General features: G+C 71.9%; 21 protein-coding genes and 1 pseudogene. 14 read left to right on the top strand and 8 right to left on the bottom strand.

The window, feature by feature from the left end:
* The 7 genes and pseudogenes from ABD378_RS40515 to ABD378_RS40485 form a co-directional block, all read left to right on the top strand.
* A pseudogene (locus ABD378_RS40515) lies at positions 1-660 on the top strand (hypothetical protein); the annotation flags it as partial.
* 71 nt (positions 661-731) lie between these two features.
* On the top strand, positions 732-1,733 hold the full coding sequence (locus tag ABD378_RS40510) for a GDP-mannose 4,6-dehydratase (protein WP_344529845.1): 1,002 nt from the start codon (positions 732-734) through the stop codon (positions 1,731-1,733).
* A gap of 94 nt (positions 1,734-1,827) precedes the next feature.
* Positions 1,828-2,541: a nucleotidyltransferase family protein gene (locus tag ABD378_RS40505; RefSeq protein ID WP_344529843.1), complete on the top strand. Its 714-nt coding sequence runs from the start codon at positions 1,828-1,830 to the stop codon at positions 2,539-2,541.
* Between the two features lie 7 nt (positions 2,542-2,548).
* Positions 2,549-3,511 (top strand): NAD-dependent epimerase/dehydratase family protein, encoded by a 963-nt coding sequence (locus ABD378_RS40500; RefSeq protein ID WP_344529841.1) that lies wholly within the window; start codon positions 2,549-2,551, stop codon positions 3,509-3,511.
* Entirely contained in the window at positions 3,508-4,173 is a 666-nt protein-coding gene (locus ABD378_RS40495; protein WP_344529839.1) for a spherulation-specific family 4 protein, read from the top strand. The genes ABD378_RS40500 and ABD378_RS40495 overlap by 4 nt, the downstream gene beginning before the upstream one ends.
* Entirely contained in the window at positions 4,170-4,958 is a 789-nt protein-coding gene (locus tag ABD378_RS40490) for an endo alpha-1,4 polygalactosaminidase (protein WP_344529837.1), read from the top strand. Before ABD378_RS40495 ends, ABD378_RS40490 begins: the two co-directional genes overlap by 4 nt.
* Before the next feature lie 102 nt (positions 4,959-5,060).
* Complete coding sequence (locus ABD378_RS40485; RefSeq protein ID WP_344529835.1) at positions 5,061-5,447, top strand: hypothetical protein; 387 nt, start codon at positions 5,061-5,063, stop codon at positions 5,445-5,447.
* 3 nt (positions 5,448-5,450) lie between these two features.
* Here the strand turns inward: ABD378_RS40485 and ABD378_RS40480 are convergent, their stop codons facing one another.
* From ABD378_RS40480 to ABD378_RS40470, 3 genes are all read right to left on the bottom strand, one after another.
* Positions 5,451-7,571 carry an MMPL family transporter gene (locus ABD378_RS40480; RefSeq protein ID WP_344529833.1) on the bottom strand — a complete coding sequence of 707 codons (2,121 nt, stop codon included), beginning with the start codon at positions 7,569-7,571 and terminating at the stop codon, positions 5,451-5,453.
* A 199-nt stretch (positions 7,572-7,770) separates the two neighbouring features.
* Positions 7,771-8,085: a hypothetical protein gene (locus tag ABD378_RS40475; RefSeq protein WP_344529831.1), complete on the bottom strand. Its 315-nt coding sequence runs from the start codon at positions 8,083-8,085 to the stop codon at positions 7,771-7,773.
* Positions 8,082-8,462, bottom strand: a complete 381-nt coding sequence (locus tag ABD378_RS40470) for an ArsR/SmtB family transcription factor (protein WP_344529829.1) — start codon at positions 8,460-8,462, stop codon at positions 8,082-8,084. The genes ABD378_RS40475 and ABD378_RS40470 overlap by 4 nt, the downstream gene beginning before the upstream one ends.
* A gap of 261 nt (positions 8,463-8,723) precedes the next feature.
* On the opposite strand from ABD378_RS40470, the gene ABD378_RS40465 reads away from it, so the two are divergent.
* From ABD378_RS40465 to ABD378_RS40445, 5 genes are all read left to right on the top strand, one after another.
* Entirely contained in the window at positions 8,724-10,067 is a 1,344-nt protein-coding gene (locus ABD378_RS40465; protein ID WP_344529873.1) for a hemolysin family protein, read from the top strand.
* Positions 10,064-11,086 carry a hemolysin family protein gene (locus ABD378_RS40460; protein ID WP_344529827.1) on the top strand — a complete coding sequence of 341 codons (1,023 nt, stop codon included), beginning with the start codon at positions 10,064-10,066 and terminating at the stop codon, positions 11,084-11,086. The genes ABD378_RS40465 and ABD378_RS40460 overlap by 4 nt, the downstream gene beginning before the upstream one ends.
* A 150-nt stretch (positions 11,087-11,236) precedes the next feature.
* Complete coding sequence (locus tag ABD378_RS40455) at positions 11,237-11,644, top strand: N-acetyltransferase (RefSeq protein WP_344529825.1); 408 nt, start codon at positions 11,237-11,239, stop codon at positions 11,642-11,644.
* Between the two features lie 43 nt (positions 11,645-11,687).
* On the top strand, positions 11,688-12,368 hold the full coding sequence (locus tag ABD378_RS40450; RefSeq protein ID WP_344529823.1) for a hypothetical protein: 681 nt from the start codon (positions 11,688-11,690) through the stop codon (positions 12,366-12,368).
* A gap of 98 nt (positions 12,369-12,466) precedes the next feature.
* Positions 12,467-13,306: a DUF1206 domain-containing protein gene (locus tag ABD378_RS40445; protein ID WP_344529821.1), complete on the top strand. Its 840-nt coding sequence runs from the start codon at positions 12,467-12,469 to the stop codon at positions 13,304-13,306.
* Between the two features lie 46 nt (positions 13,307-13,352).
* On the opposite strand, the gene ABD378_RS40440 is transcribed toward ABD378_RS40445, so the two are convergent.
* A complete protein-coding gene (locus ABD378_RS40440; protein WP_344529819.1) occupies positions 13,353-14,006 on the bottom strand; it encodes an MBL fold metallo-hydrolase in 654 nt (217 codons plus the stop codon).
* Between the two features lie 90 nt (positions 14,007-14,096).
* On the opposite strand from ABD378_RS40440, the gene ABD378_RS40435 reads away from it, so the two are divergent.
* On the top strand, positions 14,097-15,053 hold the full coding sequence (locus ABD378_RS40435; RefSeq protein ID WP_344529871.1) for a GlxA family transcriptional regulator: 957 nt from the start codon (positions 14,097-14,099) through the stop codon (positions 15,051-15,053).
* A gap of 14 nt (positions 15,054-15,067) precedes the next feature.
* Here ABD378_RS40435 and ABD378_RS40430 read toward each other — a convergent pair whose 3' ends face one another.
* From ABD378_RS40430 to ABD378_RS40415, 4 genes are all read right to left on the bottom strand, one after another.
* Positions 15,068-15,856 (bottom strand): VOC family protein, encoded by a 789-nt coding sequence (locus ABD378_RS40430; protein ID WP_344529817.1) that lies wholly within the window; start codon positions 15,854-15,856, stop codon positions 15,068-15,070.
* A gap of 114 nt (positions 15,857-15,970) precedes the next feature.
* Positions 15,971-17,596, bottom strand: coding sequence for a sigma-70 family RNA polymerase sigma factor (locus tag ABD378_RS40425; protein ID WP_344529815.1), 1,626 nt, complete (start codon positions 17,594-17,596; stop codon positions 15,971-15,973).
* A 446-nt stretch (positions 17,597-18,042) separates the two neighbouring features.
* Positions 18,043-19,191, bottom strand: a complete 1,149-nt coding sequence (locus tag ABD378_RS40420; RefSeq protein ID WP_344529813.1) for a serine hydrolase domain-containing protein — start codon at positions 19,189-19,191, stop codon at positions 18,043-18,045.
* A 127-nt stretch (positions 19,192-19,318) separates the two neighbouring features.
* Positions 19,319-20,197, bottom strand: coding sequence for an alpha/beta fold hydrolase (locus ABD378_RS40415; RefSeq protein ID WP_344529811.1), 879 nt, complete (start codon positions 20,195-20,197; stop codon positions 19,319-19,321).
* A 144-nt stretch (positions 20,198-20,341) separates the two neighbouring features.
* Between ABD378_RS40415 and ABD378_RS40410 the strand changes: the two genes are divergently transcribed.
* On the top strand, positions 20,342-20,864 hold a 523-nt coding region (locus ABD378_RS40410), incomplete at its 3' end, for an AfsR/SARP family transcriptional regulator (protein WP_344529809.1).

The following is a 20,864-nucleotide window of genomic DNA, read 5'->3' as shown; positions in this document are numbered from 1 at the left end:
GCCGCGGCCGCCCAGCCGTGGTGGCAGCCGCCGGAACTCCTGCGGACCGGTCTGCCGCTGCTCACCGTCCTGCTCGCGACGGCCGCCGCGGCGCACGCACTGCGCTCGGCCCTGCGGGCGGCCCCGACGCCGGGCCCGGCACCACGCATGGTGCGCTCCCTTCCGTACGGTCTGTTCGGCCTCGCGGCCGGGACGCTGACCGCGGGGGCGGGGCACCAGGAGCCGTACGCGGTCATCGTGCTGACGCTGAGCATGGGCCCCGCCGAGTGGCTTCTCTACCGCTACCGCGGACTCGCCGTGGCCGCCCTGCACGCCTCGACCACCCCCCGGGGCTTCCGGCTGCGCGCCGCGCGTGCGCTCGCCGTGTGCGGCGTGGCCTATCTCGTGCCGCTCGCCCTGGGCGCCGTACTCGTCGGTGCGAGTACGGCCAGGCTCCTGCTGCTCGGCGCCGTGCTGTGGATCGCCCTGCTCCTCCAGGCGTTCGGCGTGGCCTGGCCGTCCGCGGCGCCCTGCCTGGCCGCCGCGGCCACCGCCACGGCGCTTCCGCTGACCGGCACCGTCTCGGCGCCCACCGCGCAACTCATCGGCTGTACGGCCGCCGTCCTCGCGCTGCTTGCCGTCGCCGTCCACCACTTGGGCCGGCCAACGGCGCACGCCTGAGCCGCCCGCCCCGGCGCCGACCCGCCGCACCACCTCCGTCACCTTCACGTCGTCAGTCATCAGGAGCAGTCATGGCATCCGCACCACTCGTCGCCGTCACCGGAGCCGAAGGCTTCATCGGCTCGCATCTCACCGAGGCGCTCGTCGCGTCGGGCCACCGGGTCCGCGCGATGGCGCAGTACAACTCCTTCTCCTCCTACGGCTGGCTGGAGACCCTCGCGCCCGACGTGCTCGCCGAGGTCGAGATCGTCCTGGGCGACGTCCGCGACCCCGGGTCGGTCCGCGGCCTGGTCACCGGCGCCGAGACCGTCTACCACCTGGCCGCCCTCATCGCGATCCCGTACTCCTACCAGGCCCCGCACAGCTACGTGGACACGAACGTGACCGGCACGCTCAACGTCCTAGAAGCCGTACGCCACTTGGAGATCCCGCGCCTGGTGCACACCTCCACCAGCGAGACGTACGGCACCGCGCAGACCGTGCCGATCACCGAGGACCACCCCATCAACACCCAGTCCCCGTACGCCGCTTCGAAGGCGGGCGGCGACCGGCTCGCCGACAGCTACCACGCGAGCTTCGAGACGCCCGTGGTCACCCTGCGCCCGTTCAACACCTTCGGGCCGCGCCAGTCGATGCGGGCCGTCATCCCGACGGTCATCGGCCAAGTGGCCTCGGGCTCACGGGAGATCACCCTCGGCGACCTGCGGCCGACCCGCGACTTCACCTTCGTCGCGGACACCGCACAGGCCTTCATGGCCGTCGGCACGGCGCCCGCGGACGCCGTCGTGGGCCGCACCTTCAACGCGGGCACCGGCGGCGAGATCTCCGTCGGTGACCTGGTGCGGCTCATCGGCAAGGTGATGGACGCCGACCTCGACGTGCGCGAGGACGAACAGCGCATCCGCCCCGCAGCCTCCGAGGTGATGCGCCTGGTCGCCGACGCGAGCCGGCTGCGCGCGGCCACCGGCTGGGAGCCCGGACACGACCTGGAGCAGGGCCTTGCCCGCACCGTCGAGTTCTTCCGCGACCCGGCCAACCTGGCCCGCTACAAGACGGACATCTACAACATCTGAGCCTCCCTGACCGGCCGTCAGCCCAGCTGCCCGTCAGCCCATCCGCGCATCAGGCCACTTGACCACTTCGGGTCACTCACAGGGGAGACGAACCATGCACGCAGTCATACTCGCCGGAGGCAAGGGCGTCCGGCTCCTGCCGTACACCACCGCGCTGCCCAAGCCGCTGGTCCCGATCGGCGACCAGTACGCGATCCTGGAGATCGTGCTTCGCCAGCTGGCGACCGCGGGATTCACCAGCTGCACCATCGCGATCGGCCACCTCGGCCACATCATCCGTGCCTACGTCGGCAACGGCGCCCGCTGGGGCCTGCGCGTCGGCTACTCCACGGAGGACAGCCCGCTCGGCACCATGGGACCGCTCCTGACGATGATGGACCGGCTGCCCGAGCACTTCCTCGTGATGAACGGCGACATCCTCACCGACCTCGACTACGCGGACGTCCTGAACAGCCACAGCACGTCCGGGGCGCCGCTGACGATCGCGACGTACGCACGTGAGGTGCGCATCGACTTCGGAGTGCTCACCACCGAATCGGAGCGCGTGGTCGCCTTCACGGAGAAGCCGAGCGTGGACTACCGCGTCTCCATGGGGGTGTACGGGCTCTCGCGCGACACGCTCGCCTCCTACACGCCGGGCCTGCCGCTCGGCTTCGACGAACTGGTCCTCGACCTGCTGAAGACCGATACCCCGCCGCACGCCTACGCGTTCGACGGCTACTGGCTCGACATCGGACGCCCGGACGACTACGACCGCGCGAACGCGGAGTTCACCACGCACCGCTCCCTTCTCCTCAAGGGAGCGTGATCAGGCCGTGCGCATTCTCGTCCTGGGCTCCACCGGATACCTGGGCGGGCACATCGCCGAGCGGCTGCACGCCCTGCCGGGCGTGCGGCTGCTCCGCGGCGGCCGCGCCCCATCGGACGACCTCCGGGTCGACCTCGCCGCCATGACGCCTGCCGCACTGGCCGAGCAGCTGACCCGGGCCGAGCCCGACGCCGTGGTCAACTGCGTGGGCGCGGTCGGCGGCAGCGCGCTGACCCTCGCCGAGGTCAACTCCCGTGGTCCCGCGGCCCTGTGCGAGGCCTTGCGCGCGGCGGCGCCCGCCGCGCGCCTCGTGCACCTCGGCTCGGCCGCCGAGTACGGGCCGACCGGCATCGGCGAGCGGACGGCGGAGGACAGCTCCGCCCGACCGGTCGCCCCGTACGGAGCCACGAAGCTGGCCGGAACCCTCGCCGTGCTCGGCGCCGAGCTCGACGCGCTCGTGCTGCGGGTCACGAATCCGGTGGGCCCCGGTGCTCCACGGGCCGGACTGCCGGGGCGGCTCACCGCCGAACTCGGCCGTGCGGTGTCCCGGACCCCGCACGGCGGCGTCCAGGTCGGCGACCTGTCCGCGTACCGGGACTTCGTCGACGTACGCGATGTGGCGCACGCCGTCGCGCTCGCGCTCGCTCGGCCGGGGCGGCTGCCACGCCTGCTCAACATCGGCAGCGGCCGGGCCGTTCCGGTGCGCGACCTGGTGCACGGCCTGGTCGACGCGGCGGGCTTCACCGGACGCGTCGAGGAGTCGCTCGGCAAGGTGGGCCGCTCGGTGGCCGTGCCCTGGCAGTGCGCCGACATCGGCGCGGCGGAACGGGAGTTGGGCTGGACGCCGACGCACTCCCTGCGGGATTCCGTGACCGAGCTGTGGGCCGTCGACGGTGCGCCACGGACCCGGCCGGGAGGCGCGGACGACGGCTCGCCGCGCCTCGCGCCAGCCGCCGGGGATCCGCGATGACCCTGCTGGTGCCGTTGTACGTCCACCCGGCCGCCGACCCCGCGGCCTGGGATGCGCTCCTGGCGGCCGCGCCCCAGCTGTACGGCATCGTCCTGAACGCCGCCGACGGCCCGGGCACGGCCCCAGACCCGGCCTTCACCGCCGCATCGCGGACTCTGCGCGATGCGGGGGTGCGGGTTCTCGGGTACGTCGACACGGACTACGGGAAGCGGCCGATCGGCGCCGTCACCGACGACCTTGACCGGCACCGCGACTGGTACGACGTGGACGGCTGCTTCCTCGACCGGGTCGCGCCGGGCCGCCGCGAGCTACGGCACTGCCGACGCCTGGTCCGCTCGGCGCGGGGGCGTGGCGCGGACACGGTCGTCCTCAACCCGGGGGTGCATCCGGCGCCGGGCTACGCCCGCGCCGCCGACCTGCTCGTCACGTTCGAGGGGCACTGGACGACGTATCTGCGCTCGTTCACGGCCCCGTCCTGGACGGCCAGGCATCCTCCCGAGCACTTCTGCCACCTCGTCTACGGAGTGCCGCCGGCGCTGGCCCGCCTCGCGGGACGCACTGCCGTGCAGCGTGGTGCGGGGGTGCACTGCGCGGTGCCCGGCGCGGGCCCCAACCCCTGGACGCAGCCGCCGCCCCTGGCCGCGGACGGGGGCACGTCGTGAGGCACCGCACCTGGCTGGGCCCGCTGCTCGCCGGCGTCCTGCTGCTCGCCGGCTGCTCGTCGGCGGAGAAGGAGGGCGGCACATCCGACCGTTGGCGGCCACGTCCCGGCACCACGTGGCAATGGCAGCTCAATGGCCGTGTCGACCCGCGCGTGGACGTCCCCGTCTACGACATCGACGGGTTCGAGAACCGTGCCTCCGACGTGGCCCGCCTGCACCGCGACGGGCGCCGCGTCATCTGCTACATCAACGCCGGTGCCTGGGAGTCCTTCCGCCCGGACAGCGATGACTACCCCGCATCGGTCCTCGGCCGCGCCAACGGCTGGAAGGGAGAGCGCTGGCTCGACATCCGTCGGCTCGACGTGCTGCGCCCGCTGCTCGCCGAGCGCTTCGACATGTGCCGCCGCAAGGGGTTCGACGCGGTCGAGCCGGACCTTCTCGACAGCTATCTGAACCGCACCGGATTCCCCCTGACCGCACGCCATCAACTGGCCTTCAACCGGATGGTCGCCCGCCTCGCGCACGAGCGCGGCATGTCCGTCGGCCTGAAGAACGACCTCCCGCAGATCCCGCAGCTCGTGCGTGACTTCGACTTCGCCGTCAACGAGGAGTGCGCCCAGTACGACGAGTGCGGGTCACTCACCCCCTTCATCGACGCGGGCAAGGCGGTGCTGCACGTCGAGTACGCCGTGCCCAACGAGAAGTTCTGCACCCAGGCGCGCCGCCTCGGCCTGTCCTCGATGAGCAAGAAGCTGAACCTGGACGAGTGGCGCAGGCCCTGCTGAGACGATCGGGGGAAGCCGTAACTGATGATCTTGCCTCGCGTTGGTCTGCCGGGGTCCGGCATGTCAGGCCGGACCATGACGAAGGCTTGAGGGGCACTCATCATGCACGACATCACCAGGAAGATCACCGCGGGTATCGGCGCCATGGCCGCGGCGCTCGGCTGTGTCATCGTCACCGGCCCGTCGGCGGCGGCCGACGGCGAGTGGTGCAACCACTCGGTCTGTATCAGGACCTACGACAGCGGCACCTATCTCGGCAGGGTCGAGGTGTCGGTCACCAACACCAACCAGCCGCACCGCATCAGCGCCCGCGTGTGGACCACGAACGGCTGGAGCGCCCACACCAAGGTGGAGGACGTCGCCGCGTTCAGGACCTACCGGGACCAGGCCTACCCGCAGCGTCACTTCCCCGCGGGCACCCGGCTCTGCGCGGAGGGCTTCCGCGGCGGCGGCAGCGTGGGCCTGCCCTGCGTCACCATCACCGACTGACGTTCAGGCAGGCTCACGCGCCGGTTCCGGCGAAGTGCGCGCGGCGTCCCCGGACTTGGAGTCCTCGCCCCGGCGCAGGTCGTGAAAGAGGCGGCCCGGCCACCAGAACCAGCGGCCCAGGTCCAGGGCGAGGGCGGGCACAAGGACCGTACGGACGAGGAAGGTGTCGAGCAGGACCCCGATGCCGACAAGGACGCCCAACTGCGCCATCGTCACCAGGGGCAGCCCGGCGAAGACGGCGAACGTCGCGGCCAGCACGACGCCCGCCGATGTGATCACTCCGCCGGTGCTCGTCAGGCCCTCCAGGACGCCGTGGCCGTGGCCGAGGCGGGCGGCCTCCTCCTTGACGCGGTGCATCAGGAAGATGTTGTAGTCGATGCCGAGCGCGACCAGGAAGACGAACCCCATCAGGGGAATCGACCAGTCGACGCCCGCGAAGCCGAGCACGCTCTCGAAGAGCACGTTCGACGCGCCGAGGGCCGCGAAGAACGACAGGACCACCGTCGCCAGGAGGAGCAGCGGGGCGACCAGTGAGCGCAGGAGCCAGATCAGTACGCCGAGTACGACGAGGAGGACGATCGGGATGACCGTCCTCAGGTCGCGGTCGGCGGCGCGCTGGGTGTCGAGGGTCTGCGCCGTGGTGCCGCCGACGAGGGCTTCCGCGCCGTCGACCGTGTGCACGGCGTCCCGGAGCGCGTCGACGGTGTCCTTGGCGGCCCGGCTGTCCGGGGTGGCCTTCAACACCACGGAGAGCTGGGTGAGTTCGCCGTCGGGGGAGCGGTCGCCGTTCTCGACCCGGGCCACTCCGTCGACGTCGGACGCGGCCGAACGGACCTGCGCGGCCCGGCCCGTGTTCGTGACGATCTTCGCGGGGTCCGACGCGCCCGACGGGTAGTGGGCGGAGATCTTCTCCTGGGCGACGACCGACTCGGGCTTGTCCTGGAACATCTCGGACTGGGTGAGGCCCATGTTGATGCCGAAGGCGCTCAGGGCGAGGACGCCGGTGACGGCGACGGACATCATCCACGACCAGCGGGGCCGCCGTGCGACGGCGGTGCCGATGCGCGACCAGACCGTACGTTCCTTGCGCGCGGGCGTGCCGTGCCTCGGCACGAACGGCCAGAACACCCAGCGGCCCGCGACGACGAGCAGCGCGGGCAGGACAGTGATCATCGCGAAGAGCGCGCAGACCACTCCGACGGCGCCGACCAGGCCGAGCGAGCGCGAGGAGTTGATGTCGGCGAAGGCCAGGCAGGCCAGGCCGACCGCGATGGTCCCGGCCGAGGCGAGGATCGCCGGACCCGAGCGGCGCAGCGCGGTCCCCATCGCCTTGTGCCGGTCCTCCTGGCGGTGCAGTTCCTCGCGGTAGCGGGCGATGAGCAGCAGGGCGTAGTCGGTGCCGACGCCGAAGACGAGCACCATCAGGACGCCCGCGCTCTGCGGGTCCACGGGCAGGTCCGCGTACTTGGCGAGGAGATAGGTGCCGACCTGGGTGAGGACGGCGGCGAAGCCGACCGAGATCAGCGGGAACAGCCACAGGACCGGGCTGCGGTACGTGATCAGGAGCAGGGCGGCGACGACGATGCCGGTGGCGATCATCAGCGTCGAGTCGAGGGTGTCGAAGACCGCCACCTGGTCGGTGAGCGAGGCCGCAGGGCCGCCGACCTCGACGTCCACGCCCGGTGGCGCGTTCGCGCCGGCGATCTCGCGCAGTTCGTCGACCTTGTCGGTCACGTCGTCGTCATCGGTGGACATCGGGACCAGGAGGAGCTGGGCCCTGCCGTCGTCCGAGGGCATCGGCCGCGAGACCTGCTCGCCCTTGGCGGTGAACTCCGCGAAAGGAGCCCGGTCGGCGGCGGCCACCTTCTCGTTCGCGCCCTCGCCGGTGTAGACGACGACGGCCGGCATGACGGTGTCGTCACGGAACTTCTCCAGCTCCGTGTTGACCTGCGCGGATTCGGCGCCGCGCGGCAAGAAGGCATTGGCGCTCGTGTCCTCCACGTCGCCGAGCTTCCCGGCCAGCGGTCCGAGGACCATCGCGAGGATCAGCCAGGCGGCGAGGACCAGCCATTTGGAGCGCCGGCCCGAGGGCGCGGCGGCGGCGCGCCGGAGCAGCGGACGCATGAGTAGTCTCCTTCTACGTGGGGCGCGCCGCCGGTCGGTGACCGGCACAGGGCGCACGGGGCCCGCACCACGGCGCTGTAGGTGTGATGACCTGTCGTGGCGTACGGGTGGGTGTGTGAGTCCGGGCCGTTCGGCCCGGGGTGTGTGCCGCACCGGTACGGCCGGGAGTTGCCGCTCCCGGCCGTACCGCACGCGGGCGCTATTCGATCTCGCGCATCATCTTCTCCATGGAGCTGACGGAGTGGCGGGTCTGCGCCAGCTCCTCCCGGGTCTGCTTCATCTCATCGATGGAGCGCCGGTGCAGTTCGACGTTGTCCTCGAGCAGTTGCGCGTACTTCGAGGCCAGCGCCTTGTACTGCTCTTCGCGGGCGGCGAGCATCCGGGCCCGCCAGGTGGCGGCGACCTGCCAGACGATCACGATCAGCAGAAGGAAGAAGCCGGCCGCGCCGACGCCCCCGACCCATGCGCCCACGGCGTCGCCTCCGTCCGCGAGCGTCACCAGTTGTCCGTTCACTTCGCTTCCTCTTTCGTGGGTTCCGCGGTCTTGTGGTCCGCGCTCTCTCTGGGGCGGGTCTCGGAGAGCGTCCGGACCGCCCTGGCGAACAGCTGTGGCGTCAACTCATAGAGAAACGGCGCCACTTCGAAGTACTTCATGGACTTGCCGTCCTCGGCGACCTCCAGCGACCCGATGACGAGACCCGCGGCCTCGAGCAGCTTCAGGTGCATGTGCAGCAGTGGACGGCCCATGCCGATCTCGCGGGCGAGGGCGCTGACGTAATTGCGGCGCTCGGTGAGCGCCGCAACGATCCGCATGCGGTGCGGATTGCCCAGCGCGCTGAGTGCCTTCAGGAGCTCGTCGCCCGTCGGTTCCGGGGTCGGGACCTCGGCCATCGCGGCCTCTCTTTCGTGCCTGTCAAGAAAAGCTGACACGGGCCCCGGCACCTGTCAAAGATTCCTGACATATCTCAGGGTTAGATGGGGGATCGCCCCCAGGGTGCGCTTTGCGATTCTTTTACAGTGGGTGTAGAAGTTAGCCGTACTTCTACACCCACTGTCGTTACACGTCCGGGGTGCTTCGTCCGACGTGGCGAGATGCCCCGGGCGCGCCGAGAATGACCGGCACGCCCCTTCATCGGAACGGAGCCACTGTTGCTGTCCGCCGTCCTCGGTCTGCTCGCCGTCCTGGTCCTGACCGCGGGCACCGGCTACTTCGTCGCGCAGGAGTTCGCGTACGTGGCCGCGAGCCGCATCGCGCTCGCCCGTGAGGCGGAGGCGGGCGACCGGCGGGCGGCCCGCGCCGTGCAGGTGCTCGAGCGGCTCTCGTTCATGCTCTCGGGCGCCCAGCTGGGCATCACCGTCACCGGTCTGGTCGTCGGCTTCCTCGCCGAGCCGTCCGTCTCCGGGCTCCTGAAGCCCGCCCTGGACGGCACCGGCCTCTCGGACGGCGTCGTCTCCGCCCTCTCCGTGGTCCTCGGCTTCGTCGTCGCCACCGTGCTCCAGATGGTCCTCGGCGAGCTCGCTCCCAAGAACCTCGCCCTCGCCGTCCCCGAACGGCTCGCGAAGTCCCTGGCCGCCTCCACACTGGCGTACCTGAAGGTCGTCGGCCCTGTCGTCCGTGTCTTCGACGGCGCGGCCAACCGGCTGCTGCGCGGGATCGGCATCGAGCCCGTCGAGGAACTGCACCACGGCGCCACGCTCGAAGAGCTCAGCCACCTCATCGGCGAGTCCCACGAGCACGGTCAGCTGCCACGCGAGAGCGCCGAACTCCTCGACCACGCCCTGGAGTTCTCCGAGCGCACGCTGGACGAGGTGATGGTCCCGCGGGCGGCCGTCACCTTCGTACGCAAGGACGCGACGGCGGACGAGGCCGTGCGGCTCATCGCCGAACACGGGCACTCGAACTACCCCGTCATGGGCGACCATCCGGACGATGTCGCGGGCGTCATCGGGGTGCGCGAGCTGATGCGGCTGCCCGCCGCCCGCTTCGACCGCACCACGGCGGGCGAACAGGCCCGGCGCCCGCTGCTGCTTCCCGACTCCCTGCCGCTGCCGGGCGCGGTGGCGCAGATGCGGGAGCGCGACGACGAGTTCGCGGTCGTGCTCGACGAGCACGGGGGAGTGGCGGGCATCGTGACGTACGAGGACATCGCCGAGGAGCTCGTCGGGGACATCGCCGACGAGTCCGACACCGTCGTCGAGCTCGCGGTGGCGGACGGTGGCGGCTGGCTGGTCGACGCGGGCCGCCGCCTGGACGAGGTGGCCGACGCGACCGGCATCGACCTGCCCGAGGAGGACGACTACGACACCGTGGCCGGGCTGATCGTGGACCGGCTCGGCCGCTTCCCTGCCATCGGCGACCGGCTGACCGTGCCGCTGTCCGACGGGAGCCGCGTCGCCGTCGCCGTGCTCGGCCTCGACCGCCATGTACCCGAGCGCGTACGGATCGAGCGCCTGCCGCAAGCGGACGCGGCGACCCCCGATGAGGCCTCCGTATGAGCTTCCCGACGGCCCTCTTCGTCACCGTCCTGCTGCTGATCGCCAGCGGCTTCTTCGTCGCCGCGGAGTTCGCACTCGTCGCCGCCAAGCGGCACCGCATGGAGCGCGCGGTCGCCGCAGGACAGCGCGGCGCCAGGTCAGCGCTCGCGGGCATGCGGGAACTGTCCCTGATGCTCGCCGGAGCCCAACTCGGCATCACCGTCTGCACCTTGGGCCTCGGCTCGGTCTCCAAGCCCGCCATCTCCCACGAGATCGACCCGCTCCTGGAGAGGCTCGGCCTGCCCGCGGGGCTCAGCTATGGCATCGCCTTCGCGCTCGCCATGGTCGTCGTGGTGTTCCTGCACATGGTCGTCGGCGAGATGGCACCCAAGTCGTGGGCCATCGCCCACCCCGAGCGCTCGGCGATGCTGCTCACCCCGCCCTTCCGGGCCGTGGTCAAGGCCGTACGCCCGCTGCTCACCCTCCTCGACAAGGTCAGCAACGCACTCGTCCGCCTGTGCAAGGTCACCCCGCGCGACGAACTCACCTCCGTCCACAACCGCGAGCAACTCGCGCACCTGGTCCAGGAGTCGTGGCGGCTCGGTCTCATCAGCGAGGTCGACTCCGGGCTCATCACCACCTCGCTCACCGCGCCGCTGACCGCCGTCGGCGACCTCCAGACCGCGGCCGCGCAGATCACCTCCGTCCCGGCCGACGCGAGCATCGACGAGGTCCTCGAGGTGGCCGCGGCGAGCGACCGCACCCGGCTGCTCGTGCGGGACGGCGCCACCGTCCTCGGCTCGGTGCACGCCCGTGACGCCCTGGTGGCCCGTGCCCGGAGCCGTGCCCTGACCGCACGAGAGCTGGCGCGCCCCGTCCCGGAACTCGCCGCCGACGACACCCTCGCGCACGCCGTCGAGGAACTGCGCCGCCGCCGTGCCTCGCTCGCCGTGCTCTGCGACGAATCGGGCCGGCTCACCGGCCTGGTCAGCCTGGACGACCTGCTCGCCCGCCTGATGGAACCGCGGAAGCCGGTCTGATGGCCGCCCGATGCCGTCCATCCCGGTACGAAATGCCACCCGGTACGGGGATATACGGGTGTCGTGTCCCGTGGCTACTGTGCTCGCCATGTCCCGTGCCGACGAAGTCACGCATCGTCACCCGGCGGCCCGTGTGAGCGCGGCACCGCGGTGAAGCTCCGAAGGCCGCCTCCCCCCGGCCCGCAGGCGGTCACCTACCGGTGCGCCCCGGCGACGGTGGCGGCTGGCCGCCAGGTCATCACCCTCATCGACGGCAGGGACCACGTCGTAGGGCACCTCGACTACCAGGTGTGCCATCCGTGCCGCGCCGCCCACATCAACACGATCACGATCGCCGGGCCCTGGCAGGGCCTGGGCCTGGGACGCGAGGCACTCCACCGCGCCACGGATCCGTGGTCCGCCTACGCGTGGACCACCTCAAGGCAGTCCGCCGACGGCCGGAAGTTCTTCGCCGCGATGGCGGATGAGACAGGCATGGAGTTCGTGCCGGGAGCCGTGGGATGCCCTCACATCACCGCTCCGCCACGGGGATCCACGCCCGGCGGTGCACTGCTCTGAGGTGCCTGTCGCCGGGCGATCCGCGCGCGATAGCGTCACCGCCGTGACGATCGACGCTCGTGGGACCACCGCCGACTCCGCCGGAAACGCGGAGGTGTCCGCCGGACAAGGACGAACGGCGCGGCGCATCGCCGACATCGTCGTCCTCCTGACGCCACCCCTTCTCTTCGTGGTGCCCGTGCTCCTGATCAGGGCCGGGCTGATCGATGACGGATTCCTCTTCCTCAACCTGGCGTCGCTCCTCATCAGCGCCTTGGTGGCGTCCTACGCCCACATGGGCTGGCGCGCCCGTCCGCACGACGGCGACCTGCTGTCCGCCCGCACCCTGACCGGGCGGCACACCGTCGACCTCGCCCGGCTCACCAAGGTCGGCCGCCTCGAGGTGCCCGGGCAGACCCGGACCGACGACCGGCTGATCCTCACCGACGCGCACGGCGTGCGGCTCGTCCTCGACAAGCTCGCGGGAAGCGACGAGAAGGTCGACGTCCTGGTGCGCAGGGCGCTGCTGCGCAGGCCGCCGGGCGCGGGCGTGGTCGTGTCGGACCGCGCCGCCGAACGCCTCGACCTGCGGACGGAACTGAGCCGCCCGCACGGCCGCCTCAAGCCCGGCAGGACCGTCCGCGAGGGACTCATCGGATTCGTGCCGCTGCTGGCGCTCGTCGTGGTCGCGCCGGTGGGGTTCGGTCTGCTCATCGCCGGTTTCCTGCTCACGGACGTCATCTGAGGCACCGGGGCGGGGACCACCACCAGGCATGGCCGACCACCGACCGGGCACTCGGGGACCGGGCGCGTACCGCGCGCCCAGGTTTCCGGGAGGACATGATGACGCCGTCACGAGTGCACGCCCGCGGCCGGACCAAGAAGGCCGCGGTCCGCCGCCGCTCGGCGGAGAAGGAATCGCTGACGGCGGCGGGCCGGGCCGGCTTCGTCGCACGCGGCGTCGTGTACGTCCTCATCGGCGCGCTTGCCCTCCAGATCGCCCTCGGCAGCGGAGGCGAACAGGCCGACAGGGAGGGCGCGTTGGCCCAGGTCGCCGAGCAGCCCTTCGGCGAGGTGATGCTGTGGGCGCTGGTGGTCGGGTTCGGCTGCATGGCCCTGTGGCGGGGCTCCCGCGCGCTCCTGAAACGGGGGCCGCGCCGGAAGGCCGCATCGCGGGCACTCGACGGCGGCAGGGCGCTCTTCTACGCCTTCGTCTGCTGGGCGACCGCCGCGTACGCCTCCGGGGGAGGCCAGGGCTCCAGCGGCGACGCCAAGTCCAAGGACTGGACGAAGTCCGCGCTGGAACTTCCCTACGGCCGCCTCCTGGTGGGCGCCGCGGGCTGCGTGCTGATCGGTGTCGGGGGCGTGCTCGCCGTACGGGCGATGATGCGCCGCTTCCTGCGGCAGCTTGACCTCGGCTCCCTCAAGGGCCGCACACGGCAGACCGTCACGGCCCTTGGTGTGACCGGCGGTGTCGCACGTGGCACCGTGTTCGCCGCCGCGGGCATCTTCGTCGTGGCGGCGGCCGTCCAGTTCGACTCCGACGAGGCCAAGGGTGTGGACGCGACGCTCCGCAGCTTCGCGCACACCCCCGCGGGGCCCTGGCTCCTGGCCGCCGTCGCGGCCGGGCTCATCCTCTTCGGCGTCTTCTCCTTCGCCTCCGCGCGCTGGCGGAGGCTGTGAGGTGGAGGCTGTGAGGCGAAGGCTGTGAGGACGGTGCGTGCGGCGGCTAGAGCGGCGCCGACTCGTCGGCCTTGAACGCACCACCGTGACCCGGCACGATCACATCGGCGGCGGCAAGCACCCGCAGCCGTGACGTCCGCAGCACCGAGTGGTCCGGGGACACCGGGTCGTCCACCGGGCCGTTCGGCCGCCACCACAGGTCGCCCACGAACGCGATGGTGCCATCGGCCGTGCCCGCGAGCAGGGTGATGTCCTCGCGGCTGTGGCCCGGCGTGCGGATCAGCCGCAGGGACGGGGCGAGTTCGTACCCCTCGGCGTCGCGGTCGGTCCACTGGTCGTTCTCGTAGATCGCCTTGTGGTCGTGGACCCGGGCCCGGCCGAACAGGCCCACGTTCATCGTGTTGTCCGGGTGGTGGTGGCTGAGCACCACGTCGGTGACGTCGTCAGGGCCGAGGCCCAACTCCGCGAGCGGGTCCAGGATCCGGCTCCGGCTCGCCACCATGCCCGGGTCGACGATCACGTGCCGGTCCGCGTCGCGGATGTAGGAGACGGTGGCGGCGACTCCGGGGCCGGTGGAGCCGGTGTAGCCGGTGGTCAGGATCGTGTACACGGCGCTGCGGCCGAGCGGTGCGTCTGTCGGTGCGTCTGCCGGTGTGCCGGTCGGGGCGTCGGTCAGCGTGTCGATCAGTGCGTCTGTCATGCCGATGAGTCTTCCGGGCGGGCGGAGCCGCGACGAGTGGCCCTTCTGCCACTGATCGCAGGAAACGTGCCACGCGTGCCACACTCCCGTATGCCGCCTTTCGTGACCATCGCCGCCTACGCCCCGACGGGCGTCGGCATCCTCGGCGCAGGCATCGTCTCCGAGGTGTTCGACGAGCGGGGCGCGGGCCTGCCCCGCTTCGACTTCGCCCTGTGCACCGACCGGCCGGGGCAGGTCCGCACCGACGCGGGGCTGCCGATCACCGTGGAGCACGGCCTGGAGCGGCTCGCCACCGCCGACCTCGTGATCGCCCTGCCCTGGGCCGACTTCCGTACGCCGCCCGCCACCGCCGTGCTCGACGCGCTCGCCGGGGCTCACGAGCGGGGCGCGCTGGTCGCGGGCCACTGCGTCGGCGCGTTCGCCCTGGCCGCCGCGGGGCTGCTCGACGGGCGGCGCGCCACCACCCACTGGCGCTTCGCCGAGCTCCTTGCCCGGCGTCATCCGGACGTCACCGTCGAGGCCGAGGCCCTCTACATCGACGAAGGGCAGATCGTCACGGGCGCGGGAGCGGCCGCGGGCTTCGACCTCAGCCTGCATCTGCTCAGACGCGAGTACGGCGCGGCGACGGCCAACACCATCGCCCGGGACCTGGTCCTGCCCTCCCACCGCGACGGCGGACAGGCCCAGTACCTCGCAGCTCCCGTACCGGAGGACTGCCAGGACGAGCGTCTCGCCGAGGTGCTCGCCTGGGCCCGCGAGCATCTCCACGAGCCGCTGCCGGTAACGGAGTTGGCCCGCCGCGCCCTGATGAGCCGCCGTTCCTTCGCCCGCCGCTTCACCGCCGCGACCGGCACCACTCCGCACGCCTGGCTGGTCGGCCTGCGGCTGAGCAGCGCCGAGGAACTCCTGGAGACCACGGACCTGCCGGTGGAGGAGATCGCCCGCCGGGTCGGTTACGGCAGCGCGGCCGTCCTGCGCGAGCAGTTCGTACGCCGCCGGGGCGTGCCGCCGCGGTCCTACCGCCGGGCGTTCACGCGGGCGCCGTAACCGCGCGCGGCGCCCTAGGAGAACGAGGGCATCTCGCCTTCCGTGGTCGTCAGGTCGATGATGCTGAAGGTGGCGCCCTGCTGGTCGGCGACCGTGGCGAAGCGGCCGAAGGGGCTGTCCATCGGGCCGAAGAGCAGGTGGCCGCCGAGCTTGGTGACGGTGACGATCGCGGCGTCGCAGTTGTCCACGGCGAAGTGCACGTTGACGAACGGCGGCACGTCCGGCGGGAAGTCCTCGGTCATCTTGAGCCGCCCGAGCACCGCCTGGTCACCGATCTGGAAGACGCTGAAGTCGACGTCGTCGACGTCCATGATCTTCTTCTCGAAGGGGAAGACGGAGGGGAGGAACGCGTCCGTGGCCGCCGGGTCCCGCGTGGTGAGCTCGGCCCAGCAGTACGCGCCGGATTCGCCGGTCTTCTCGAAGCCCTCGTGGGTGCCCGCCTGCCAGATGCTGAAGGACGCGCCGCTGGGCTCCTGGGCCGTGGCCATGGTGCCGAACTCGCCGACCTGCGTCGGCTCCATGGCGAGGGTTCCGCCGTTGTCGCGGATCTTCGCGGCCGTCGCGGCGGCGTCCGGCGTGGCGAAGTAGAGGTTCCAGGCGGCGGGACCGTCCATGCCCTGCATCTGCGGGACGACCGCGGCCACGGCCTTGCCGTCCGAGCGTGCCTGCGTGTAGCCGCCGAACTCGTCGGAGCCGGAGTCGAACGTCCAGCCGAGCAGTTCGCCGTAGAAGCTCTTCGCGGCTTCCACGTCGGGGAACATCGCGTCCGCCCAGCAGGGTGTGCCTTCCGGTTGCGCAGACATCGCGAGGCCTCCAGTCCTGGCAGATTCCTGTTGATTTCACGCTATTCGAGCAGAGGCGCCCGCGCCCGTCGAGCCCTGCGGTCCACGCCGCACGCGGCGATCAGTGCGCCGTGGTCACCGCGCGCCGAAGTTCTGCGTCCACCAGGGGCCACCGCTGCCCTGCCGGTAGCCGATGCCGATCTCCTTGAAGGAGCAGTTGAGGATGTTGGCGCGGTGGCCGGAGCTGTTCATCCAGGAGTCCATCACGGCGGCCGGGGTGCGCTGGCCGGCGGCGATGTTCTCGCCGTAGGTGCTCCACTTGTAGCCCGCTGCCGTGACCCGGTCTCCGGGGTCCTCGCCGTCGGGGTTGGTGTGGTCGAAGAAGTCGCGCTCGGCCATGTCGTCGGAGTGGCCCTGCGCCGCATTGCCCAGCTTGCTGTTGAGGGTCAGCGGGCCGCAGCCGCTCTTGGCGCGCTCGGCATTGGCGAGCCGGGTGACCTCTTCGCTGTACGAGTTGCCCGCGGGGGCCTGCGGGGCCTGGGGAGCGCTGCTGGTGCGGGTGGGCTTCGGGGTCGCCTTCGGCTTCGGCGTCCTCGTCTTCGACGGTGTGGGCTTGAGGGACGGCTTGCGCGTCTTGCTGGGGGAGGCGGACGGGGACTTGCTGGGTGTGGGCGCGGTGGTGGACGGCGCCGCCGAGGAGGGCGGCTGCGACGCGGTGAGCGGCTGTGCCTCCGTCTGCTCGTCGTCCGAGGGGCGCGTGGCCGAGTAGATGACCCCGGTCGCGACCACGAGCACGGCGACCCCCGCGGCCACGGTCCTGCCCTTGCGTGGCATCCGGTGGCGCTTGGCGGCGTGTCTCGCCGGGGCGCTCCGGGAGCCGGATATCTCGTACGCGTTCGGCGTCGTGGGGTGCGCGCCGGTCGACATGTGCGGTGAGTCGGCCGCCAGGTGGTGCGCGTCGGCCGCGCTCACCGCACGTATCGCACCGGGGGCCGCAAGCGCTGCGGACGGCGGCACCAGGGCGACGCCCACCAGCAGGCGCTCGGCCAATACCAGGCCCGCGCCGTGGCCCGAGCACATCGCGCAGTCACGGACATGCCGGGCCAGGCGCTTGCGCCAGAGGGCGGAAGGCGTGCCGTCCCAGGGGGCCACCACGTCGCTCAGGTACGGGCACCGGGGCGCCGCGGCCAGCGCGCGGACCACGATCCGGGCCGTCTCCAGCTGGGTCTTCATCCGCTGCACGCGCACCGTGGCGTGCTGCGTCGGCAGCTCCATGGCGGACGCGACCTCCGCCCGGGTGAGTTCGCCCGAGACCTCGAGCCACCACAGCGACAGGAGCGCGCGGTCGTCGGTGTCCAGCCAGCGGGTGGCCTCGGCCACCTCGCGGCGCTGCCCCACAAGGCCGAGCCGGATGATGGTCAGGTCGACGAAGTCCGCGCCGGGGTCCACGACGTCGTGCGCCTCGTGGAGCGGGCTCGGGCTCTTCTGCCCGGACGAGCGCTGCTGCCAGTGCCTGCGGATCTCGTTCATGGCGATGGCCACGAGCCAGGACCGGAAGCTCGCCGGGTCCCGGAGCGACGCCAGGCCCGCGAGCGCCCGCAGCATGGTCTCCTGCACCACGTCGTCGACGTCGGCGTGGCCGTCGAGCGCCCGCCCGACGATGTTGTAGACCAGCGGCAGATATCCGGCCACCAGCTGGTCCTGCGCGTGCTGGTCCCCGGTCTGCGCCGCCGTCACCAGAGGATCGTGTTCACCGATCATGGACTGCCTCACTCGCTTTCTTCGTCGGCACGTTGTGGCCTTACACCTGGGAGATCGCGTGAGCGTTCGGAGATAACAGAAATCCGCGAACAGAAATCCGGGCCGAGTCGGTGAGCATACGCACCCGGTCGTCAGCGGAAGCAGATCCAGTGGCGCACATGGCCTTCTGTCCGGCTTGCCGGACATCGACCACTTCCGCACCGTCGACGAGCTGCACGCCGCGGCCCTGGCGGAAACGGCGGCGCACGGCTATACGGCGGCGCGCCTGGAGGACATCGCCGCCCGAGCGGACCTGCAGGACCTCTCCCTGCGCGAAGCTGCGCGATCCGGAGCTTGCCGAGTCTGGCGCCCTCACCGGCCGGTAAGCAGCCGACGCAGTGGCCGCCCTGGCCCATTTGCTCGACCAGGGCCCGGCCCGGACCGCGGGCCCCTGACGAGGCCGGTGGCTATGCCTTCGACATGCACTCCTCGACCGCCCCGATGAGACGCGCGGACCGGGCGTCGCCATGGCCGATCATCCGGTTCGCGGTGTAGGCGAACCCCACGCCGAACTCGTCGTCCCCGAAGGCGAATTGACCGCCCGAGCCGTCGTTGCCGAAGCTGCGCGCGCCCAGCATCGGCCGGAACCGCGGCGCGTCGAGCAGGAAGCCCGAGCCCCAGCGGGCGCCCAGGTCGGGGAAGCCCGACCAGGAGGGACCCGCGGTGAGTTCGCGCAGCGCGTCGGTGACCGTCTCCCGGGTGAGCAGCCGTGCCGAGCCGTCGACTCCCGTGGCCGCCGCCGCGTACAGCGTGGCCAGGGAGCGCGCCGATGACACCGCGCCCGCGCCCGGAATCTCGGCGCGCAGCAGCGCCGGGTCGTTCCAGCCGTGCGGCGCGTCGAGGCCGGGGAACGCGAACGCCCCGTTCATCGTCACGATCCGCATGATCAGGGACTCGGGGTCGGGGTTCCCCGGCCTGCCCTCCGCCTCGGCGAGCCGGGCCAGGTGGGCGACCTCCTCCTCGGGCAGGCCGATCCAGGTCCGCAGGCCGAGCCGGTCGGCGACGGCCTCGCGGAAGTACGCACCGGGGGTGAGGCCGGTGACGCGGCGGATCAGCTCGCCGAGGACGAAGCCGAAGGTGTGCCCGTGGTACTCGTGGGCGGCGCCCGGCTCCCAGAGCGGCTTCTGCTCCTCGATCGCGCGGACCACCGGCATCCACTGGGTGATCTCGTCGAAGCTCAGGGAGCGGTCGAGGACGGGGAGTCCGGCGCGGTGCGCGAGGACCATGCGCGGCGTGATCGCCTCCTTGCCGCCGCGTGCGAACTCCGGCCAGTGACGGGCCACCGGCGCGTCGAGGTCCAGTCGCCCCTCCTGGGCGAGGAGATGGACGCAGACGCTGACGACGCCCTTGGCGCAGGAGAAGACCGGGACGACCGTGTGCTCGTCCCAGGGGCGGCCGGTCCGCTCGTCCGCGACGCCGCCCCACAGATCGACGACCTGGCGTCCGTCGACGAACACCGCGACAGAGGCGCCGAGTTCACCGAACTCGGTGAAGTTCCGCGAGAAGACGTCCGCGACCGCCCCGAACCGTTCGTCGGCCCATCCGTTGTGCTCCACCGCGTCTTCTCCTCTTACCGTGTTCGACTGTTCGGCTGATCGTCTGATCGGCTGTTCGACCGGGAAACGGTATGTGGTGGGGGCACCTATCCCCAACGCATTTACGCGGGACGGCGGACCGGAGGCGTCAGCGGGCGAGGAGGTCCCGCAGTGCCCCGGCGATCTCGGCGGGGGATTCCTCGGCCATGAAGTGGCCGCAGGTGACGGGCGTGTGCCGCAGGTCCGGTGCCCAGGCCCGCCACAGGGCAGCCGCGTCGAAGCCGAGCGCGGAGCCCCAGTCCTGCTGGAGCACGGCGACCGGCATCCGCAGCACGCCGCCGGTGTCCCGGTCGGCCCGGTCGTGGTCGACGTCGATACCGGCGGAGGCGCGGTAGTCGGCCACGATCGAGGGCACCGCTGCGCGACAGGCGTCCAGGTAGGCGGCGCGTACGTCGGCGGGGATGGCCGAAGGGTCGTTCGTCCAGACGTCGAGGAAGTGGCCGAAGAACGCGTCCGGGGCGGCGGAGATCAACTGCTCGGGCAGGCCAGGGGGTTGGGCCATCAGATAGAGGTGGAAGCCGACGGCGGCGGTGACGCCGTGCATCACGTCCCACATGTCCAGCGTGGGCAGCACGTCGAGGCAGGCCAGGTGCGTGACCGCCTCGGGGTGGTCCAGCCCGGCGCGGAACGCGACCAGGGCGCCGCGGTCGTGCCCCGCCAGCGCGAACCGGTCGTGGCCGAGCGCGCGTGCCACGGCGACGACGTCGGCGGCCATGGTGCGCTTGGAGTACGTGGTGCCGTCGGTCTCCGCGGGTTTGTCGCTCGCTCCGTAGCCGCGCAGGTCGGGGCAGATCACCGTGTGGCCGGCGGCCAGTTCGGCGGCGACGTGCCGCCACATCAGATGGGTCTGCGGGAAGCCGTGCAGCAGCACGACCGGCGGGCCCGAGCCGCCGACGGCCACGTTCAGGCTGACGCCCTGCGAGACGGGCACGCGCCGGTAGGTGAAGTTCTCGATGGCAGGGGTCATGGTCGCGTCCTTCTCGGTGGCGGAACATCGGTGGCGGGACATCGGTGGCGGAACAGGTGCCTCCGAGCCTGCGGGGCGCCGATGAGCATCCAATGAGCGCGCTACCGTGACCAGGGACGATGATCACGGGAAGGGTGGTTCGGGGTGCCGGTCGAGTTCGGGGTCCTCGGGCCGGTGATGGCCTGGGACGGTGCCGGGGACGCCCTCGTGCTGAAGGGGCCGCGGCACCGCGCGGTGCTCGCCCGGCTGATCGTCGCCCGCCGCCGCGTCGTCCCCGTCGCCCGCCTGGTCGACGACCTGTGGCTGGATCCGCCCCAGGACGCGATCGGGGCGGTACGCACCTTCGTGGCCGCACTGCGCCGCGCCATCGAGCCGGAGCGCCCGCCCCGCACACCCGCCAGGCTCCTGGTCACCGAAGGGCCGGGGTACGCCCTGCGCGCCGAGCCAGGCACCGTGGACGCCTGGCGCTTCGAGCAGGCGGTGACCGCCGCCGCGACGCTGCCGCCGCACGAAGCCCTCGACCGCCTGGAGGAGGCCATCGGCCGGTGGCGCGGCCCCGCCTACGCCGAGTTCACCGAGGAGGCCTGGGCCCGCGCCGAGCGCTCCCGCCTGGGCGAACTGCGCCTGCACGCCGTGGAGCGCCGGGCCGAGGCCCGCCTCGACCTGG

Origin of the sequence: Streptomyces rectiviolaceus (genome assembly GCF_039533825.1) — a bacterium.
Taxonomy (GTDB): Bacteria; Actinomycetota; Actinomycetes; order Streptomycetales; family Streptomycetaceae; genus Streptomyces; species Streptomyces rectiviolaceus.
The sequence above is the reverse complement of the archived record's forward strand: the minus strand, read 5'-3'. Positions and strand labels throughout refer to the sequence as shown.

Bases quoted from the DNA above. Each gene is read 5' to 3' on its own strand.
- ABD378_RS40510 (WP_344529845.1), top strand. From the start codon at position 732: ATGGCATCCGCACCACTCGTCGCCGTCACCGGAGCCGAAGGCTTCATC.
- ABD378_RS40505 (WP_344529843.1), top strand. From the start codon at position 1,828: ATGCACGCAGTCATACTCGCCGGAGGCAAGGGCGTCCGGCTCCTGCCG.
- ABD378_RS40495 (WP_344529839.1), top strand. From the start codon at position 3,508: ATGACCCTGCTGGTGCCGTTGTACGTCCACCCGGCCGCCGACCCCGCG.
- ABD378_RS40485 (WP_344529835.1), top strand. From the start codon at position 5,061: ATGCACGACATCACCAGGAAGATCACCGCGGGTATCGGCGCCATGGCC.
- ABD378_RS40480 (WP_344529833.1), bottom strand. From the start codon at position 7,571: ATGCGTCCGCTGCTCCGGCGCGCCGCCGCCGCGCCCTCGGGCCGGCGC.
- ABD378_RS40470 (WP_344529829.1), bottom strand. From the start codon at position 8,462: ATGGCCGAGGTCCCGACCCCGGAACCGACGGGCGACGAGCTCCTGAAG.
- ABD378_RS40460 (WP_344529827.1), top strand. From the start codon at position 10,064: ATGAGCTTCCCGACGGCCCTCTTCGTCACCGTCCTGCTGCTGATCGCC.
- ABD378_RS40445 (WP_344529821.1), top strand. From the start codon at position 12,467: ATGACGCCGTCACGAGTGCACGCCCGCGGCCGGACCAAGAAGGCCGCG.
- ABD378_RS40440 (WP_344529819.1), bottom strand. From the start codon at position 14,006: ATGACAGACGCACTGATCGACACGCTGACCGACGCCCCGACCGGCACA.
- ABD378_RS40435 (WP_344529871.1), top strand. From the start codon at position 14,097: ATGCCGCCTTTCGTGACCATCGCCGCCTACGCCCCGACGGGCGTCGGC.
- ABD378_RS40430 (WP_344529817.1), bottom strand. From the start codon at position 15,856: ATGTCTGCGCAACCGGAAGGCACACCCTGCTGGGCGGACGCGATGTTC.
- ABD378_RS40425 (WP_344529815.1), bottom strand. From the start codon at position 17,596: ATGATCGGTGAACACGATCCTCTGGTGACGGCGGCGCAGACCGGGGAC.
- ABD378_RS40415 (WP_344529811.1), bottom strand. From the start codon at position 20,197: ATGACCCCTGCCATCGAGAACTTCACCTACCGGCGCGTGCCCGTCTCG.